The organism is Ensifer adhaerens, assembly GCF_013283195.1.
Classification (GTDB): domain Bacteria; phylum Pseudomonadota; class Alphaproteobacteria; order Rhizobiales; family Rhizobiaceae; genus Ensifer; species Ensifer adhaerens_G.
Genome location: NZ_JABEKT010000001.1, coordinates 375,165 through 390,437 on the forward strand (window position 1 = coordinate 375,165; position 15,273 = coordinate 390,437).

At 59.7% G+C, this 15,273-nt stretch carries 12 protein-coding genes; 4 read left to right on the top strand and 8 right to left on the bottom strand.

Annotation, left to right across the window (positions count from 1 at the left end; all coding sequences use genetic code 11):
- The first annotated feature begins 146 nt into the window (after positions 1–146).
- Genes leuS through holA form a run of 3 tightly spaced genes read left to right on the top strand, consistent with a single transcriptional unit; the run spans position 147 to position 4,335 of the window.
- The gene (leuS, locus tag LPJGGPFB_RS01690; RefSeq protein ID WP_173418450.1) at positions 147–2,777 is read left to right on the top strand and encodes a leucine--tRNA ligase; all 2,631 of its coding nucleotides are present in this window, start codon (positions 147–149) and stop codon (positions 2,775–2,777) included.
- Positions 2,764–3,288: an LPS assembly lipoprotein LptE gene (lptE, locus tag LPJGGPFB_RS01695; protein ID WP_173418451.1), complete on the top strand. Its 525-nt coding sequence runs from the start codon at positions 2,764–2,766 to the stop codon at positions 3,286–3,288. Before leuS ends, lptE begins: the two co-directional genes overlap by 14 nt.
- A gap of 12 nt (positions 3,289–3,300) precedes the next feature.
- Positions 3,301–4,335, top strand: coding sequence for a DNA polymerase III subunit delta (holA, locus tag LPJGGPFB_RS01700; RefSeq protein WP_173418452.1), 1,035 nt, complete (start codon positions 3,301–3,303; stop codon positions 4,333–4,335).
- A gap of 590 nt (positions 4,336–4,925) precedes the next feature.
- Here the strand turns inward: holA and LPJGGPFB_RS01705 are convergent.
- The 8 genes from LPJGGPFB_RS01705 to hemE all read right to left on the bottom strand — a co-directional run bounded on the left by LPJGGPFB_RS01705 (position 4,926) and on the right by hemE (position 14,033).
- On the bottom strand, positions 4,926–5,813 hold the full coding sequence (locus LPJGGPFB_RS01705) for a ParB/RepB/Spo0J family partition protein (RefSeq protein ID WP_173418453.1): 888 nt from the start codon (positions 5,811–5,813) through the stop codon (positions 4,926–4,928).
- Positions 5,814–5,848: 35 nt separating this feature from the next.
- The gene (locus tag LPJGGPFB_RS01710; RefSeq protein ID WP_173418454.1) at positions 5,849–6,643 is read right to left on the bottom strand and encodes a ParA family protein; all 795 of its coding nucleotides are present in this window, start codon (positions 6,641–6,643) and stop codon (positions 5,849–5,851) included.
- Positions 6,644–6,658: 15 nt separating this feature from the next.
- A complete protein-coding gene (rsmG, locus tag LPJGGPFB_RS01715; protein WP_173418455.1) occupies positions 6,659–7,300 on the bottom strand; it encodes a 16S rRNA (guanine(527)-N(7))-methyltransferase RsmG in 642 nt (213 codons plus the stop codon).
- Entirely contained in the window at positions 7,297–9,180 is a 1,884-nt protein-coding gene (mnmG, locus tag LPJGGPFB_RS01720) for a tRNA uridine-5-carboxymethylaminomethyl(34) synthesis enzyme MnmG (RefSeq protein ID WP_173418456.1), read from the bottom strand. Before mnmG ends, rsmG begins: the two co-directional genes overlap by 4 nt.
- 95 nt (positions 9,181–9,275) lie before the next feature.
- Positions 9,276–10,601, bottom strand: coding sequence for a tRNA uridine-5-carboxymethylaminomethyl(34) synthesis GTPase MnmE (gene mnmE, locus LPJGGPFB_RS01725; RefSeq protein WP_173418457.1), 1,326 nt, complete (start codon positions 10,599–10,601; stop codon positions 9,276–9,278).
- Positions 10,602–11,006: 405 nt separating this feature from the next.
- A complete protein-coding gene (gene rho / locus LPJGGPFB_RS01730; protein ID WP_115418875.1) occupies positions 11,007–12,272 on the bottom strand; it encodes a transcription termination factor Rho in 1,266 nt (421 codons plus the stop codon).
- 190 nt (positions 12,273–12,462) lie between these two features.
- Entirely contained in the window at positions 12,463–13,005 is a 543-nt protein-coding gene (gene hemJ / locus LPJGGPFB_RS01735) for a protoporphyrinogen oxidase HemJ (RefSeq protein WP_173418458.1), read from the bottom strand.
- On the bottom strand, positions 13,002–14,033 hold the full coding sequence (gene hemE, locus LPJGGPFB_RS01740) for a uroporphyrinogen decarboxylase (protein WP_173418459.1): 1,032 nt from the start codon (positions 14,031–14,033) through the stop codon (positions 13,002–13,004). Before hemE ends, hemJ begins: the two co-directional genes overlap by 4 nt.
- A 406-nt stretch (positions 14,034–14,439) precedes the next feature.
- Here hemE and LPJGGPFB_RS01745 point away from each other — a divergent pair, with 406 nt between their 5' ends.
- Complete coding sequence (locus LPJGGPFB_RS01745) at positions 14,440–15,261, top strand: pyruvate, water dikinase regulatory protein (protein ID WP_077504721.1); 822 nt, start codon at positions 14,440–14,442, stop codon at positions 15,259–15,261.
- Positions 15,262–15,273: the final 12 nt, after the last annotated feature.

The window sequence follows — 15,273 nt, forward strand, 5'->3', positions numbered from 1 at the left end:
CGCCGCGCGCGCCGGCTCAAATCCGCCAAAGTGTCGCGCCAAACCCTTCGAAAACTTGACCATCAAGCGGTTTCATGATGAAGGTCACCCCAACTATCATGAGGGCGCTTCCTTGCCCCGCAGAACTTCCGGAACACCTAAAAGACATGTCTACCGAACGATATAATCCGCGTGATGCCGAGCCGCGTTGGCAGCAGGAATGGGAAAACGGCCAGGTCTTCCAGACCGAGAACGACGACCCGCGCGAAAAATATTACGTGCTCGAGATGTTCCCCTATCCGTCCGGGCGCATCCACATGGGTCATGTGCGCAACTACACGATGGGCGACGTCGTCGCTCGCTACAAGCGCGCCCGCGGCTTCAACGTGCTTCACCCCATGGGCTGGGATGCCTTCGGCATGCCGGCGGAAAACGCCGCCATGGAGCGCGGCGTGCATCCGGCGACCTGGACCTATCAGAACATCGCCTCGATGAAGGCGCAGCTGAAGGTCATGGGGCTGTCGCTCGACTGGAACCGCGAATTTGCGACCTGCGACCCTGAATACTACCAGCGTCAGCAGCACCTGTTCGTCGATTTCCTCGAGAAGGGCCTGGTCTACCGCAAGCAGTCCAAGGTCAACTGGGACCCGGTCGACAACACTGTTCTGGCCAACGAGCAGGTCATCGATGGCCGCGGCTGGCGTTCGGGCGCGCTCGTCGAACAGCGCGAACTGACGCAATGGTTCTTCCGCATCACCGACTTCAGCCAGGAGCTGCTGGACGCGCTGGATACGCTCGATCAGTGGCCGGAAAAAGTGCGGCTGATGCAGAAGAACTGGATCGGCCGCTCGGAAGGCCTGTCCATTCGCTGGCAGATCGTCGAAGGCACCGCCGACGCCGATACGACCGAGCTGACCGTTTACACCACCCGTCCGGACACGCTGTTCGGTGCGTCTTTCCTCGCGATCTCCGCTGATCACCCGCTCGCCAGGCAAGCTGCGGCAAAGGATCCGGCAATCGAGGCCTTCTGCGAGGAATGCCGCCGCGCCGGCACGTCGCTGGCAGCGCTCGAGACCGCTGAAAAGAAGGGCATGGACACCGGCATCCGCGCCAGGCACCCGCTCGACGAAAGCTGGGAGCTGCCGGTTTACGTCGCCAATTTCGTGCTGATGGACTATGGCACGGGCGCGATCTTCGGTTGCCCATCGGGCGACCAGCGCGACCTCGATTTTGCCCGCAAGTATGGCCTTCCGGTCGTTCCGGTGGTCATGCCGCGCGACGGCGACGCTGCGAGCTTTGCGATCGGCGACGAGGCCTATATCGGCGACGGCGTCATGATCAATTCGCGCGACCTCGATGGCCTGTCGACGGAAGACGCCTTCGAAAAAGTGGCGTCGAAGCTGGAGAAGGAACAACTGGCCGGTGCGCCGCGTGCCGAACGCAAGGTCAATTTCCGCCTGCGCGACTGGGGCATTTCCCGTCAGCGCTATTGGGGCTGCCCGATCCCGGTGATCCATTGCGATGACTGCGGCGTCGTTCCCGTTCCCAAGGCCGACCTGCCCGTCATCCTGCCACCGGATGTTACCTTCGACAAGCCGGGCAACCCGCTTGATCGCCATCCGACCTGGCGGCACGTGGCCTGCCCGCATTGCGGCAAGGATGCTCGCCGTGAAACCGACACGATGGACACCTTCGTGGATTCGTCCTGGTATTTCACACGCTTCACAGCGCCCTGGGAGGACAACCCGACCGATCCGAAGGCGGCCAACCACTGGCTGCCCGTCGACCAGTATATCGGCGGCATCGAGCACGCGATCCTGCATCTGCTCTATTCGCGCTTCTTTACCCGCGCGATGAAGGCGACCGGTCACGTTGCGCTCGACGAGCCGTTCAAGGGGCTGTTCACCCAAGGCATGGTGGTGCACGAGACCTACAGCCGCGGCGAAGGCGCCCAGCGCGAATGGATCACGCCGGCGGAAATCCGCATCGACGAGGTCGATGGACAACGCCGCGCCGTTCTGCTTGAGACCGGCGAGGACATCACCATCGGCTCGATCGAGAAGATGTCGAAGTCGAAGAAGAACGTCGTCGACCCGGACGACATCATCGCCTCCTACGGCGCCGATACGGCACGCTTCTTCGTCCTGTCCGATTCGCCTCCCGACCGTGACGTCATCTGGTCCGAGGCCGGGGTCGAAGGCGCCCACCGCTTCGTTCAGCGCGTCTGGCGCCTGATCGGCGAGGCGGCAGAGACGCTTCGCACGGTCGAGGCAGCCCCCGCACACGACGGCGCCGGCCTGGCGGTCTCGCAAGCGGCCCACAGGACGCTGCGCGCTGTCGAAGCCGACTACGACAAGCTGGCCTTCAACAAGGCCGTGGCGCGTATCTATGAGCTCGTCAACGTGCTTGCAGCCCCGCTGACGCAGGTTGCCACCGGCAAGGCCGATGCGGCACTGACGGCGGCCGCCAAGGATGCAACATCGATCCTGATCAGCCTGATCGCACCGATGATGCCGCACTTGGCCGAGGAATGCTGGCAGGCGATCGGCGGCAAGGGCCTGATCGCTGAAAGCGGCTGGCCGAAGTTCGATGCCGCGCTCGTCGTCGAGAATGAAGTCACGCTTCCGGTTCAGGTCAACGGCAAGAAGCGCGCGGATTTGACAATCGCGCGCGATGCAGATCAGACTGCAATCGAAAATGCAGTTCTCGCTCTCGATGCCGTCAAGACCATACTCAACGGCAGCAGCCCCAAGAAAATCATCGTCGTGCCTCAGAGGATCGTCAATGTCGTTGTCTGATAGAGCTGGCTCCCGCATGCGGTCGATCCCGATGCTGGCTGGTGTTCTTATGTTGACCGCGCTCGCCGGCTGCCAGGTCAGGCCGCTTTATTCCGATGCAGTCGGCACACCCGCCGCGCTTGCGTCGATCGAAATCTCCGACGCCGACGAACGCGTCGAACAGGAAGTGCGCAACGCCCTGATCTTCCTCGTCGCCGGCGGCCAGGGAGAACCAGTCAATCCGCAGTATCATCTGGCGTTGACGGTTGCGAGCCGCACCATGGGCGTACTCTACGATCAGGCGCGGGATCGGGCAGGGGCTGGCCGTATCGTCGTCAAGGCCGACTACAACCTCTCCAAGATCGGAACCGGCGAGACCATCAAGTCGGGCAATCGCACCGCTGTCGCACTTGTCGACTTCCCGGTGCAGGAGTTCGCCAAGGTTCGCGCCGTGCGCGACGGCGAAAACCGCGCTGCAAAGGAACTGGCAGAGCTGATCCGGGCTGACATCGCCGCGGCCCTCAGCCGCTAGGCCGGTGGCGGAATGAGCGAAGTCAAATCGCACGAGTTCGACTCTTTCCTTCAGAAGTCAGCGGGCCTCTATCGCCTCTTTGTCCTCTACGGGCCAGACCGTGGTCTGGTCTCGGAGCGGGCAGGGGCGATCGCGTCGCTCAGTGGCGTGCCGCTCGACGACCCTTTTTCCATCACCAAGCTCGACGCCAGCGATCTGCAGCAGAGCCCCGGCCGGCTTCTCGACGAGGTCAACTCGATCGGCCTTTTCGGCGGTGAAAAGCTGGTCTGGGTGCGCGGAGCCGCCAACGAGAAGGCGCTCGTCGATGCGTTACAGATCCTCGCCGGCGAACCTCCGACCGGTAGCTACGTCCTTGTCGAAGCGGGTGATCTCAAGAAGGGATCGGCGCTGCGCAAGGTGGCCGAGACGGCGCGGTCCGTTGCAATCATCGCCTGCTACAGCGACGATGCCCGCAGTCTGCAGGCACTGATCGACAAGGAACTCGGCGAGGAAAAGCTTGGCATAACACCGGCTGCACGGGAAAGACTGATGGAGGCGCTGGGCGGCGACCGACTGGCCTCGCGCAACGAAGTGCGCAAGCTGGCGCTCTATTGCCGCGGCAAGGCGACCGTCGATGAATCGGATGTCACCGACATCGTCGGCGATGCCAGCGCTATCTCCGTTGATGATGCGGTCGATGCCGTGTTGAAAGGTGATCTTGACGGTCTTCTGCATGCAATGCAGAAGATAACCACGTCGAAGACACCGGCTTTCCTTGTTTTGCAAGGGTGCTTACGGCAGTTTCAGCAGCTCGATCTGATGCGCGCCGAGATGGATTCATCGCGCCAGCAGCCCGGTCAGGTGATCGCCACCATGGGTCGCCATCTACACTTTCGCCGCAAACCCATCATCGAGGCAGCGCTTCGGCATTGGTCGGCGCCGGCGATCCGCCGTGAGCTGACACGGCTGCAGAATACGATTTTTCAGAGCCGCACCCGCCAGAGCCTCGAGGAGAGCATGGTGCTGCAGAACCTGATGGCGATCACCGTGCAGTCAGCCAGACGCTGAACAGTCGCTGTCGCGGCTCAGGTGGCTCAAGAGGTCGGCACCATCCATGAGAAGCCTCGGCTTTCTCAAGGTTCCCCTTACCAACTCAGTTGTTTGTCAGCGTATCAGCATCGCTATCTGGCATCTATGATGGGGATGATCCCTTCAGGACCTCGATGCGTTGCAGCGTCTGCAGGCCGACCATCGCACTGGTCCCTTCAAACCAGCAAGCAATGCGAGGCTGGAGCAACAGGATTCAGATGATGGCCGGCCCAAGAGCTATTGCCGCAAGAACCGCCTGCCCCGGCGATATCCGGGGGGTATCCACTTCGGGACCGCGTTGCCGCCTTCAGGTGCAACAGGGCACGAAAACCGCAGGCAATTGCTGGTCCCGCTCAAGGAATAGCAGGCCCAATCCCTTGGGGCGAAGGGTTATTGACCCGACCGAAGTCAGGTCCCCCATCCCCGGCTTACGTCACGATGCCGAAATGAGGGAGACCGGAACGAGCCTCCAGGCAACACGCCTTTTCAAGGGTTGCCATCGCACTCGGCCCGCATTCACGAGCCTAAATCAGGCCATGCCGAACATGGCGAAAGCCGACGCCGTGCGTTCAGCGACGCTCGAGCAGACGGCAGATCTCTTCCAGTTGATCCAGTGTCTTGTAGGAAATCCGGAGGTGGCCGCCGGAAGCCTTGTGGCTGACGGTTACGTCAAGCCCCAAGCTATCGGACAATGTCCGCTCCAGAGCCAGCGTATCGGCGTCCTTCTCGTCCCGTCGCGCGGCCTTGGCGTAATTGGGGTCGTTCTGGGCGCGAATATCGTTCTGCGCCAAGCGTTCGGCGTCGCGAACCGAAAGACCCTTTGCAACGATGTTTCGGGCAAGCGTCGCCGGATCCGACGTCGGGATGAGCGCGCGCGCGTGGCCGGCCGAAAGGCTTCCTTCGGACAACATGTCCCGCACGGGCTCGGGCAGCTTGAGAAGCCGCAGGCTGTTGGCGACATGACTACGGCTCTTGCCGATGATCTCGCCGAGGTCGTTCTGCGTGTAGCCGTGCTCCGCGATCAGCTGTTCGTAGCCCAGAGCCTCGTCGAGTGGGTTGAGGTCTGAGCGCTGCACGTTCTCGACGATGGCAATCTCGAGCGCCGTCCTGTCGTCAACATCCCGGATGATAACCGGAATTTCGGTAAAACCAGCCAGCTGCGCTGCGCGCCAACGGCGTTCGCCGGCAATGATCTCGTAGCGGTCCGTGCCAATCGTGCGGGCAACGACCGGCTGAACGATGCCGTGCTGTCGGATAGAGCTGGCGAGGTCCTGCAACTCACCCTCATCGAACTGCCGGCGAGGGTTTCTCGGATTTCGCGACACGAACTCGATCGGCACCCGTCGATCGGGATTGACCGGGGCAGGGGAAGCGCCCGCCTGGATCGGTTGATCCATCTCGCCGATCAATGCAGCCAGTCCGCGACCAAGCCTTCTCTTCGAGCTATCGTCGTTCATAGTATCACCCGATTTTAATTCCGGTACCGAAATAATTATGCGGCCTTGCGCTGCCGCTCGCGCTGGATCACTTCCGATGCCAACTGAAGATAAGCTTGGCTGCCTGCGCATTTCAGATCGTAAAGGATGGCCGGCTTGCCATAGGATGGCGCCTCGGAGACACGAACATTCCGCGGAATGAGCGTATGGTAGACCTTGTCCCCCAGGTGCGTACGAACATCACTCACCACCTGCTGAGCCAAATTGTTGCGCGAGTCGAACATCGTCAGCACGATACCCTGGATATCGAGGCTGGGATTAACGGTTCTGCGCACCTGGTCGACCGTCTCCAGCAGCTGGCTCAGGCCTTCCAATGCGAAGAACTCACACTGCAACGGCACCAGCACGGAGTGCGCGGCCGCCATGGCGTTCATCGTCAAAAGGTTGAAAGACGGGGGGCAGTCAACGAGAACGTAAGAGTACTCCAGCGCCTCCGGGCTGGCCAAGGCCTTGCGCAGACGAAAGGCGCGGTCGGCTTCCTTTGAGATTTCCATCTCGACGCCGAGCAGATCCATCGTCGAGGGGACGATGGCGAGGTTCGGCACAGCGGTCTGCTGAACGATCTCGGCGATCGAATGCGATCCGACCATCAGTTCGTAGGACGACAGATGGCGGTCACGGCGCTGAATGCCAAGACCCGTGCTCGCATTGCCCTGCGGGTCCAAGTCAACGATCAGAACCTTCTCGCCAATGGCCGCCAGTGCGGTTGCCAGATTGATCGCAGTCGTCGTCTTGCCGACGCCACCCTTCTGGTTTGCTATCGTGATGATCCGGTTTTTTGCGCCAAACATGTTTCCGCTCGCCAATCACTGAGTTCTTCGCGAAAGATTTGCGATCTCGAGCACGACAGAATCTGGCTCGACAATGCTTGGATGTTTTACCAGATCAAAGTCGTAGCGGCCAACGGCTTTGTCGATCTCCCGCTGGTAATCCCGCCCTTTATGGAAGTAAGCGACTGTTTTGCCGCTCTCGGCCATCATCCAGGGTGACGAATAGTCAAGCAACAGGCTGAGGTCGGCCAGCGCACGTGCCGAAATCGCGTCACATTTTGGAGCAACGGAGCTCGCGTCTTCGATTCGAATCGGATGAACGGAACCCCGTGCACCCGTTTCCATCAGCGCGACGCGCAAGAACGCAGCTTTCTTGTTGTTGCTCTCGATCAGATGCACCCAGCCGTCGGAGAATTCGGAAAGATAGATGGCCGTAATGACACCGGGAAATCCGCCACCACTGCCAAGATCGACCCAGGTCTTCGGACTGGGCGACAGTTGCACCAACTGAAGGCTATCGACGATATGGCGACGCCAGAGATCTTCGAGGGTGGAAGGGGCAATGAGATTGATGGACTTCGCCCATTTCTGGAACAGCGCAGCGAAGTGCTCTAGTCGTTCATTCGTTTCACGTGAAACACGCAGTCCGTTCAAGCCAGCGAAAGGACTCGTTTTCATTGCGCACTTACCTTCTCGTCTCGCACCGCAGAGCGGTTTACCCGTTTCAACCAAGCCAGTATCAACGACGCCGCGGCCGGGGTCATCCCGTCGACCTTGAGCGCTTGCGCCAGATTTCGCGGCGCCTGCGTCGTCAACTTCTGCTTCAGTTCATTCGATAGACCAGCGAGGGCCGCAAAGTCAAAATCAGCAGGAATGACCATCGTCTCCTCGCGGCGGATACCGGCAATATCCGAGGCCTGGCGATCCATGTAGACGGCGTAGGCCGCGTCGATCTCGAGCGGCTCTACCACCGCACGCGGAATATCTTGCAGCTCGGGCCATAGAGATAGCAAGGCATCGATTGTCTGGTCGGGGTAGGAGAGGATCTCAAATGCGGTTCGCCGTTGGCCATCCTGGTTCAGCTTGAGGCCATGGCGGTTGCCTTCGGCGGGCGTGACGGACAATTGCTTGAGCAATGCCCGTCCGCTGTCGAACTGCGCTTTCCATTCGGCAAAGCGCTCCTTCCGTGCCTCAGAGACACAACCAATCTCGATTGCCTTCGGCGTCAGACGCATGTCGGCATTGTCCGCCCGCAGAGACAGACGGTACTCGGCTCGCGACGTGAACATGCGGTAGGGCTCGGTAATCCCCCGAGAGGTCAGGTCATCAACCATCACGCCGATGTAGGAATCGGTGCGGCTGAAGATGACAGCCTCGCGTCCCATCGCCGCTTTCGCTGCACTCAAGCCGGCGACCAGGCCTTGAGCGCCAGCCTCCTCATAACCGGTAGTGCCATTGATCTGGCCAGCGAGGAACAGACCCGGCATCTTGCGCACAGCCAGCGTCGCATCCAGTTCGCGCGGATCAACATGATCATACTCGATTGCATAACCCGGTTGCAGGATCGACACTGCTTCAAGACCAGGGATTGTTCGGATGAACGCGTCCTGGACATCTGCCGGCAGGGAGGTTGATATGCCGTTTGGGTAGACCGTGTCGTCATCCAAGCCTTCCGGCTCGAGGAAGATCTGATGGCCGTCCCGCTCACCAAAGCGAACGATCTTGTCTTCGATCGAAGGACAATAGCGCGGACCAACCCCTTCGATTTGCCCGGAGTACATCGCCGACTTGCCGATATTGTCGGCGATGATCTTGTGCGTCGCATCAGTCGTGCGCGTTACGCCACAATCGATCTGCCGGTTGGTGATCCGATCGGTCATGAACGAGAAGGGCACAGGATCCTCGTCTGGCCCCTGACGGCCGACGCGGTCCCAATCAATCGTCTTGCCGTCCAAGCGTGCTGGGGTCCCGGTCTTCAATCGTCCCAGGCGAAGACCATAACGCGCCAGGGTGGCGGAGAGACCAAGTGATGGCTCTTCACCGACACGGCCAGCCGGTATCTTTTGATCGCCAATATGGATCAGCCCTTTCAGAAAGGTACCTGTCGTCAGCACCACACCAGTGGCCCCGAAGGAACGACCATCCTTCATGACAACCCCGGTTATCTTTCCGTCCTGCTCTATGAGATCGAAGGCGTCGCCTTCGATCACGCTGAGGTTCTCAGTGGCGGCAATCTCGCGCTGCATCGCTTCGCGATAGAGCTTGCGGTCGGCCTGGGTGCGTGGGCCACGAACAGCCGGTCCCTTGCGACGATTGAGCAGGCGGAACTGGATGCCGGCAGCATCGGCGATCCGTCCCATGAGACCGTCAAGGGCATCGATCTCGCGCACGAGATGCCCCTTGCCGAGCCCGCCGATCGCGGGGTTGCAGGACATCACGCCGATCGTTGACGCCTTGTGTGTGATCAGAGCGGTACGTGCTCCAAGACGCGCGGAAGCGGCTGCAGCCTCGCAGCCTGCGTGACCACCACCTATGACGATGACGTCAAAATGGACCATTGTTGCTATCTCCGATCAAACGCATTCCGGGTTCGAATCGTTTCACGTGAAACACGTCTCATGACTCGCTAGCGTTGCATTGTTTTAGTCAAGCGTCATTTACCGATACAGAATTCGGAAAATATCACATCCAACAGGTTTTCGACATCCACCCGCCCGGTAATGCGGCCGATCGCATCACCAGCGACGCGAAGCAGCTCCGCACGTATATCCAATCCGTGCTGGTCGAGTGTCAGGCTGTCCGATAGCGCGATACTGGCCTGGCGCAGGGCATCCACGTGCCTGCGCCGCGAGGGGATGGAAAGCGCCGTAACACCAGATAAATCAGGGAGATAGCTGGCAATCACACGCAAGAGCTGGTCCATCCCCGCCCCGGTCCTGGTCGAAATCGCGACATCGGCACCAACAAAGCCATCGCCGTCTTCTCTGTCGGACTTCGTTGCAACCTTCAATACCGGAATCTTGGCGAGATCGAGTTCCTGCAGGGTATCAAAGCCCGTTTTCGTTTCCGACAGGAGAAGAACCAGATCGGCGCGCGAGATCACGTCACGGGCACGACGAATGCCCTCGCGCTCGACCGTCTCGTCAGTCTCGCGCAGGCCGGCCGTGTCGAACAACTTGACGGAGAATCCGGCTAAGGAAAGATCGACCGAAAGCACGTCACGCGTGGTGCCGGCAATTTCGGTGACGATCGCGATATCACGTTTCGCCAGTGCATTAAGCAAACTGGATTTGCCGGCATTGGGTTCGCCGGCAATGACGATCTTCAGGCCGTCGCGAATGATCTCTCCAACCGGAGCCTGGGCGATATGAGCGTCGATTTCATCGCGCAGCCGTTCCATGTCGCTCCAGATCCGCTCACTGACCGAGCCTGGGACATCTTCCTCGTCAGCAAAATCGAGCTCCGCTTCGATCATCGCCCGCGCATGGATCAGGCGCTTCGCCCAGCTATCATAGACCTCCGACTGACCCCCTTCGGAATGCTCGAGCGCCAGACGGCGCTGCATCTCCGTCTCAGCAACAATGAGGTCCGACAGACCCTCGATCTCGACAAGATCCATCTTGCCGTTCTGGAAAGCACGCCGTGAAAACTCTCCAGCCTCCGCGTGACGCAAGCCATCGAAGCCGGACAATTCGTGCAACAGCATTTGAACGACGGCACGGCTACCATGGACCTGCAGTTCAGCGCAGTCCTCGCCGGTAAAGGAGGCCGGGCCTCTGAAATAGACAACGAGGCCGCTGTCGATCGTCAAACCGTTGCGGGAACGAATCGGTTTCAATGAAGCAACGCGCGGTTCCGGAACGGCGCCGCACAGCGACCCGACGACGTCGATCGTCCTCGGTCCACTGATGCGGATGACCGCCACGCCTGCCGGCAACGCCCCGCTGGAAAGCGCGTAAATCGTATCCACGGATGGCATTGTTATCACCTGGGCCCGAATGAGACTGATCGCTCTGCGCACGCCCGGCTCTGGAATTGAGTTCAGGCGCGTTTTTCTGACCCCTCTTTGTCGGTTGCGGGATGAGACGCGACAATCGGCGTTTCCCGGCAAGCGCAGAGGTTAAGAGCGGTTGGGAGCTTATGCCGAATAGTCAGGGAAAGATCAAGTCTGAGGCTGCTCGGCGATTGTGTTTCACGTGAATCACCAAACACGACGAATGCTCATCTCAGGGAGAGCAGCTCGAAATTCGTTGCGACCACGAATCGAAAAGCAGTCGTCAAGAACTTCAGTCAGAGAATCCGGCTAATGAAATAACGGATAGAAATGAAAAGACCGGGCATTCATCTTGCCCGGTCTCAATCTTGGTAAGGTGGCCTGACCGTATCAGGTGTTCATCGAGTCGAAGAAGTCGCCGTTGTTCTTCGTCTGCTTCAGCTTGTCGATAAGGAACTCGATGGCGTCTGTCGTGCCCATCGGAGCCAGAATCCGGCGAAGAACAAAGATCTTCTGCAGATCCTGGCGCGGAACCAGCAGGTCTTCCTTACGCGTTCCGGACTTGAGGATGTCCATCGCCGGGAAGATGCGCTTGTCGGCGACCTTGCGGTCGAGCACGATTTCCGAGTTGCCGGTACCCTTGAACTCTTCGAAGATGACTTCGTCCATGCGGCTGCCGGTGTCGATCAGCGCGGTCGCGATAATCGTCAGCGATCCGCCTTCTTCGATGTTGCGCGCAGCACCGAAGAAACGCTTCGGGCGCTGCAGGGCGTTGGCATCGACACCACCGGTCAAAACCTTGCCCGATGACGGAACAACGGTGTTGTAGGCGCGACCGAGGCGGGTGATGCTGTCGAGCAGGATGACGACGTCACGGCCATGTTCGACCAGCCGCTTCGCCTTTTCGATCACCATTTCGGCAACCTGAACGTGGCGCGTCGCCGGCTCGTCGAAGGTGGAGGAGACAACTTCGCCCTTAACCGAGCGCTGCATGTCGGTCACTTCTTCCGGACGCTCGTCGATCAAAAGAACGATCAGATAACATTCCGGATGGTTGGCGGTGATCGAGTGGGCGATGTTCTGCAGAAGAACCGTCTTACCGGTGCGCGGCGGAGCGACGATCAGACCGCGCTGGCCCTTGCCGAGCGGGGCGACCAGGTCGATCACCCGGGCAGACAGATCCTTCGAGGTCGGGATCTCGAGTTCCATCTTGAAACGCTCGTTCGGATAGAGCGGCGTCAGGTTGTCGAAGTGAACCTTGTGACGGATCTTTTCCGGATCGTCGAAATTGATGGTGTTGACCTTGAGCAGCGCGAAGTAGCGTTCGCCTTCCTTCGGTCCGCGGATCGGTCCCTCGACCGTGTCGCCGGTCTTCAGCGAGAAGCGGCGGATCTGGGAGGGCGAGATGTAGATATCATCAGGGCCGGGAAGATAGTTGGCATTGGCAGAACGCAGAAAGCCGAAACCGTCCTGCAGAACCTCGACGACGCCTTCACCGATGATTTCGATATCCTGGGCCGCGAGCATCTTGAGGATGGCGAACATCAGCTCCTGCTTGCGCATGGTGCTGGCGTTTTCCACCTCGAGCTCTTCGGCGAAGGCCAGAAGATCAGTCGGCGTCTTGTTCTTAAGTTCTTGTAGCTTCATTTCAGCCATGAAGGATCCATGTTTCGTACGGGAATGGGAAGACGGCGTGTTTTCTGAAGGGAGCTGCGGCAGGGGGGCAGGCTCTGGTCTTTGTCACAAGCCATGAAGAGGAGATGGCAGAAAATAGCGATTCACGTGAAACGCCGCAAGGGGTTGTCGAAAATTAGCGAGAACTCTTACAATTAGCAATCGATAAAATTCAAAACGGCTTCACCACGACCATGATAACGATCAGAATCATCAGCAGCGTCGGGGCCTCGTTCATCAAGCGCCAGTAGCGTGCAGTGCGGCGGTTCTCATCCCGCTGGAAGGCCCGTACCGCCCGACTGAAGCGCACATGCACCACAGTCAGCATCACCACGAACAGGAGTTTGGCGTGAAGCCAGCCGCCCTGAAAACCATAGACGCTCCAGGCGAGGTAAAGCCCGAGCACCCAGGAAATCATCATCGCCGGGTTCATGATGACCTTCAGCAGACGCTGCTCCATCATCTTGAAGGTCTCGGACTGTTCGGAGCCTGGCGCTGCATCGGTGTGGTAGATGAACAGCCTCGGCATGTAGAGCAGCGCTGCCATCCACGACATCACTGCAATCACATGCAGCGCCTTGATCCAGAGGTAGAGGCTCTCCGGCTGCCAGACGAAAAGCCCGACGAGCAGCGCGGCAAAACCGCCAAGCGCAATCATCGCCCTCAGCCGCGCCCTGTTTCCGGGAGCACTATCCGTCTGGCGTTCGCTCATCAAACTTTCCCGCGAACCCGCGACACCAGCGCCGAGACGTTTTCCGGATCAGCCTGCGGCGTAATCCCGTGTCCAAGGTTGAAAATCAGCGGCCCATTGCCGAGCGCATCGAGAATACGGTCGATACCCTGATCGAGCGCAACGCCACCGGAAACGACCCGCATTGGATCGAGATTGCCCTGCACCGGTCCGTCCTTCTGCAAATCGACAGCGAAGGACAAGGGAACGGTCCAATCGAGCCCGATGGCATCGGCGCCCGTTTTCTGGCGATACTGCTTCAGGAGGAGCCCTGCGCCCTTGGCAAAGGCGATTATCTTCGCCTGCGGGCGTCGCGCTCTGACCGACGCAATCATTCGGGCAACGGGCCTGACCGCAAAACGCTCGAATTCCTCCTCACCGAGAACGCCGGCCCAGGAATCGAAAATCTGCACCGCGTCGGCGCCAGCATCGATCTGCTCGACCAGATAATCGGCGGACACATCGGCGAGGAACGCCAAAAGCCGTTCGAATGCTTCCGGGTTCCGATAGGCGAACAGCCGGGCGGGGGCCTGATCCGGCGTTCCATGGCCAGCGATCATGTATGTCGCGACCGTCCAGGGGGCACCACAAAAACCGAGCAGCGTTGTTTCCCTGGGGAGTTCGGCACGCAACCGCGACACCGTTTCAAACACCGGTTTCAGGTGATTGGAGATACCGTCAGCCTTCAGAGCCTTGATGCCGCCGACATCAATCGGATCCATTCTTGGTCCATGACCTTCCTCGAAGCGAACGTTGCGCTTCAGGGCATCCGGGATCACGAGAATATCGGAAAAGAGAATGGCTGCATCAAAGGCATAACGTCTGATCGGCTGCAGCGTCACTTCGACGGCCAGTTCCGGCGTGTAACAGAGATCGAGGAAGCTTCCGGCAACGGCGCGCGTTGCCCGATATTCCGGAAGGTAACGACCGGCCTGGCGCATGAGCCAGATGGGAGGAGGACTGATTGTCTTCCCGTCCAAAACCTCCAGAACTTTCCTTCGTGTCTCGGCCACGGATGGTCTCTCCCAATATATAAACAAAGGTATTTAGACTCTTTCTATTTCTTAGAGTCGGTGGGTATCAAGGATTAAAAGATGACCACACGTCATCCACGACGGCCCGATCGGATCAAGGCGGGCGGGAGCCAGCATCGCAGCTGCGGCCGCATTTCGTGGATAAGTGCAAAAAGCCGATGGGAATCAGGCGATTGCCGCGTTCGAAAAAGCGCGCACAGCTGTGGACAACGAATGGAAACACGTGACACTTTGTCATTGCCATGAGTCTTGTCCACAAGCTCCGCGAAGCTTTCTTCCGCGCTGGACCAATTGTGAATAAGTCAGAGGTTTTCCCGTCGCCCGAGCCGACGGCGCGTCATCGGCGGTTTTTATCCCGGTTTATCAACAGCACTCGGAGAATAGCGTGGAGAACAAGAAAAACTACTTCCACCTGCATCTGATCTCCGATTCGACAGGGGAGACGCTGATCGCCGCTGGGCGCGCGGCAGCCGCACAATTCCAGGCGTCGCATGCGCTCGAACACGTCTATCCGCTCATCAGAAATCGCCGGCAGCTGCTGCAGGTTCTCGACGCCATCGATGGCGCGCCCGGCATCGTGCTCTATACAATCGTCGATCGCGAGCTGGCCGGCATCATCGACCAACGCTGCCGTGAGATGGGGGTGCCATGCGTCTCCGTGCTCGATCCGATCATCGAACTGTTCCAGTCCTATCTCGGCTCGCCGTCGCGACGCCGTTCCGGCGCGCAGCACGTGATGGACGCCGATTACTTCGCGCGGATCGACGCGTTGAACTTCACCATGGATCATGACGACGGTCAGCTGCCGGCCGACTTTGATGACGCCGATGTGGTTTTGATCGGCATCAGCCGAACATCGAAGACGCCGACATCGATCTATCTGGCCAACCGCGGCATCAAGACGGCCAACATTCCGATCGTCCCAGGCGTGCCGCTTCCCGATCGACTGATGGCGGCCACCAAGCCGCTGGTCGTCGGCCTGATCGCGACCGCCGATCGCATTTCGCAGGTTCGCCAACACAGGGTGCTGGGCACCACGCAGGGCTTTCACGGCGATCAGTATACGGATCGGGCGGCGATCGCCGAGGAGTTGAAATATGCCCGCGCGCTCTGCGCGCGCAACAATTGGCCGCTCATCGACGTGACCCGACGCTCGATCGAGGAAACCGCCGCGGCAATTGTTGCCCTGCGTCCGCGGCTGCGATAGAGCGAATCCGAA